The organism is Tabrizicola sp., from assembly GCF_051645465.1.
GTDB lineage: Bacteria > Pseudomonadota > Alphaproteobacteria > Rhodobacterales > Rhodobacteraceae > Tabrizicola.
This window is the reverse complement of the sequence record NZ_JBOFBI010000404.1, coordinates 1-4197: the sequence shown is the minus strand read 5'-3', so window position 1 is coordinate 4197 and position 4197 is coordinate 1. Positions and strand designations below refer to the sequence as shown.

The following is a 4197-nucleotide window of genomic DNA, read 5'->3' as shown; positions in this document are numbered from 1 at the left end:
CTACCACGCGGTCACGCGGGGTGCGCTTTGGCGAAATCGCGGTGATGAACGAGACGGAGCGGGCGATCCGCACGGCGGTTCAGGCGGCGCAGAAGATGGCGAATGTGCGGGTCGATCATGTGATCGCCTGCTTCTCGGGTGCCGAGCCGCGGAGTTACGGGCTGGCGGGCGAGCTGGACCTGCAGGACAGCGTGGTGACGGAACAGGATGTAAGCCGCGTGCTGGCCGCCTGCGACGTGCCTGACCTTGGCGCGGGGCGCGAGGTGCTGCATGCGCAGCCGGTGAACTTTGCGCTGGATCACCGTTCGGGTCTGGGGGACCCGCGCGGGCAGATCGGGCACCGGCTGGCCTGCGACATGCATCTTCTGTCGGTTGACGGCGATGTGGTGCAGAACCTGCTTTACTGCATCAAGCGCTGCGATCTGGAGCTCGCGGGGCTTGCGTCTTCGGCCTATGTCTCGGCGATCTCGTCGCTGGTCGAGGACGAACAGGAGCTGGGGGCGGCGTGTATCGACATGGGCGGCGGGGCGACCGGCATTTCGATCTTCATGAAGAAGCACATGATCTATGCCGACAGCGTTCGCATGGGCGGGGATCATGTTACCTCGGACATTTCCAAAGGCCTGCAGATCCCGCTGGCGGCGGCCGAGCGGATCAAGACGCGGCATGGCGGGCTTTATGCGACGGGCATGGACGACCGCGAGATGATCGACATCGGCGGTGACAGCGGCGACTGGGAAAAGGATCGCCGCCAGATCAGCCGGACCGAGCTGATCGGGATCATGCGGCCACGGGTCGAGGAGATCCTGGAGGAAGTGCGCGCGACGCTGGATGCAGCGGGCTTTGACACGCTGCCGAGCCAGCAGATCGTGCTGACCGGCGGGGCGAGCCAGATACCGGGGCTCGACGGGATCGCGACGCGGGTGCTGGGGCAGCGGGTCCGGCTTGGCCGTCCGCTGCGGGTGCAGGGGCTGCCGCAGGCGGCGACGGGGGCGGCTTTTGCATCGGCGGTGGGGCTCTGCCTCTTTGCGGCGCATCCGCAGGACGAATGGTGGGACTTCGAAATCCCGGCAGAACGCTATCCGGCACGCTCGCTGCGGCGGGCCGTCAAATGGTTCAAGGACAACTGGTGACCACAATATCCTGCATCCGGGGCGAAATACCGCTGATTTCGGGGAAAAGGGCCCCAGATTTCGCGGCGGTGCCGAGTTTTTCTCGTGACCTTTGCTCTGGTTGTGGATAGAATCGGGGATAAGTCGGCCTTCCGCAGGGGAATTGTGAGGGGTCGGAATAAGAAACAGGCGGCGGACAAAGGGACAGGCAAACCCATGGCACTCAATTTGACGATGACTTCCGAGCGTGAAGAGCTCAAGCCGCGCATCACCGTATTCGGTGTGGGCGGTGCTGGCGGAAACGCGGTCAACAACATGATCGACAAATCCCTTGAGGGGGTCGAGTTCGTGGTGGCCAACACCGATGCGCAAGCGCTGCAGCAAAGCCGCGCCTACAGCCGCATCCAGATGGGCGTGAAAGCGACGGAAGGTCTGGGCGCAGGTGCGCGCCCGTCGGTTGGGGCGGCCGCGGCCGAGGAAACCATCGAGGAAATCGTCGACCATCTGGCCGGGGCGCACATGTGCTTCATCACCGCCGGGATGGGCGGCGGGACCGGCACGGGCGCGGCGCCGATCATCGCGCAGGCCGCGCGGGAGCTGGGCGTGCTGACCGTGGGCGTGGTGACGAAGCCCTTCCAGTTCGAGGGTGGCAAGCGGATGCGCCAGGCCGAGGAAGGCATTGAAGCGCTTCAGAAAGTTGTCGACACGCTGATCATCATCCCGAACCAGAACCTCTTCCGGCTGGCGAACGAGCGGACGACCTTTACCGAGGCCTTCGCGATGGCCGACGACGTCCTCTACCAGGGCGTCAAGGGCGTGACCGACCTGATGGTGCGGCCGGGCCTCATCAACCTCGACTTCGCCGACGTCCGCGCGGTGATGGACGAGATGGGCAAGGCGATGATGGGCACGGGCGAGGCGAACGGCGAGGATCGCGCGGTCCAGGCGGCCGAGAAGGCGATTGCCAACCCGCTTCTGGACGAGATCAGCTTGAACGGCGCCAAGGGTGTTCTGATCAACATCACCGGCGGGCATGACCTGACGCTGTTCGAGCTGGACGAGGCGGCGAACATCATCCGCGAGAAGGTGGATCCGGAAGCGAACATCATCGTGGGTTCCACGCTTGATACCGCGATGGAAGGCCGGATCCGGGTGTCGGTCGTGGCCACCGGCATCGATGCTTCGGCGGCGAACAAGGCCGATGTGCCTGTTGCGCGCCGGTCGATGAGCTCGCCTTTGACGCTGACGCCCGCGCATCAGCCTGAGACACAGCGGGCGCCGGAGCCGGTTATGGAAGAGCGCGCCGCCTTTGAGGAAACGATCGAGACGGTTGCGGATGCGGCGTTCGACGCGGTCGCCTCGAAAGCCGACATGGAAGCCGAGGATATCGTCGAAGCCGACGACCTGCCTCCGCCGGCCTACCGCCCGCAGCCTGCCGCACAGCCGTCGCTGATCCGCTCGACCCCGGCGGCGATCGAGGCCGATGCGGCCGAGTTCGTGGCGCCGCGTCCGCGCGTGGCGGGCCAGCCTTCGCCCGAGGCGCTTGCCCGCCTGCAGGCGGCGGTGAGCCGTCCAAGCGGGACGCCCGCCAAGTTCACCCGGCCGACGCCGGTTGCGGCTGCTCCGACCCCTGCGGCCCCGGCGCCGGCTGCGCCAAAGCCGCGCTTCGGGATCGGTTCGCTGATCAACCGCATGGCTGGCCATCTGGAAACCGGAGCCGCCGCTTCGGCTCCGGTCAGCCGTCAGCAGCCCCCGGTCACCGCCTATGACGACGAGCATGACATGGGCACCGATCAGGATCGGATCGAGATTCCGGCCTTCCTGCGCCGCCAGGCCAACTGAAAAAGAACGCGGTATCAACCTTTCAGAAAGGCCCGGGAGACCGGGCCTTTTCATTTTGAATCAAGCGTTTAGGGTGCCCCTTGGCACTGTTACATTCGGTCACAAAGAGTGAGTTGAGATCGGGGCCCTTAACGAATAGCTAACAGTCAACCGAAGACAGGGAGTAATCCTGCTTCATTCGAGGTTGAGCGAGACGTGCAGAACACTTTGAAATCCCCTGCGACCTTTACCGGGTACGGCCTGCATGGCGGTGCTCCGGTTCGTATGGTCGTGCGCCCCGCGCCGGTCGATCATGGGATCTGGTTCCGCCGGACCGACATCACCGACCGTGATCAGTTGATTCCCGCGCGCTGGGATGCGGTGACGCCGTCGCGGCTTTGCACGGTCATCGAGAATGCCGATGGCGTATCGGTTTCGACCATCGAACACATCATGGCAGCGCTGGCCGGTTTCGCGATCCACAACGCCGAGATCGAGATCGACGGGCCGGAAGTGCCGATCCTCGATGGATCGTCGGTGCCCTTCATCGAGGGCTTTCTTGCGGTCGGCATGGTCGAGCAGGATCAGCCGGTCCGTGCCATCCGCGTGCTGAAGCCGGTTGAAGTGCGTGACGGCGATGCGATGGCGCAGCTGGAACCCGCTGACATGCTGGAGATCGCCTTCCGCATCGATTTCGAGGAAGGCGCCATCGGCGTGCAGGAGCGCGAGCTCAACATGGCCAACGGCGCTTTTGTGCGGGAACTGTCGGACAGCCGCACCTTCTGCCGCCAGTCGGACGTCGATCTGATGAGGGCGAACGGCCTTGCCCTGGGCGGGACGCTGGAAAACGCGGTGGTCTTTGACGGCGACCGGGTGCTTTCGCCGGGCGGCCTGCGCCATGCGGACGAGCCGGTGCGGCACAAGATGCTGGACGCGGTCGGCGATCTGGCGCTGGCCGGTGGCCCGATCCTTGGTCGTTATCTTGGCGATCGTGCCGGCCATGCGCTGACGAACCGGCTGCTTCATGCGCTGTTCGCTGATCCGGCGGCCTATGAGATTGTTGACTGCGGGCCGCGTACGCTTGGCAAGTTGCCGGGTGTTGGCGTTCACATCGGCGACTTGCCCGCGCGCAACTGAGCTTTCCTAACCGTTGAAAAGTCACGAAAGGCGTTTTGCGCCCCGGATTTTTCTGTGCTAGGACGAGCCAAAGACAGGGCAAATCGCCCGGGCTGCAGGTTTGGGTAGGCGAAGAATGTCAGGCAGA

At 64.8% G+C, this 4197-nt stretch carries 3 protein-coding genes; all 3 read left to right on the top strand.

What is annotated here, in order from left to right; all coding sequences use genetic code 11:
- Positions 1-1133: cell division protein FtsA (gene ftsA, locus ACRCSW_RS24370; protein WP_438708243.1), on the top strand; the 1133-nt coding region annotated here is incomplete at its 5' end.
- A 195-nt stretch (positions 1134-1328) separates the two neighbouring features.
- Positions 1329-2954, top strand: a complete 1626-nt coding sequence (gene ftsZ, locus ACRCSW_RS24365; protein ID WP_438708242.1) for a cell division protein FtsZ — start codon at positions 1329-1331, stop codon at positions 2952-2954.
- A gap of 195 nt (positions 2955-3149) precedes the next feature.
- A complete protein-coding gene (gene lpxC, locus ACRCSW_RS24360) occupies positions 3150-4070 on the top strand; it encodes a UDP-3-O-acyl-N-acetylglucosamine deacetylase (protein ID WP_438708241.1) in 921 nt (306 codons plus the stop codon).
- Positions 4071-4197: the final 127 nt, after the last annotated feature.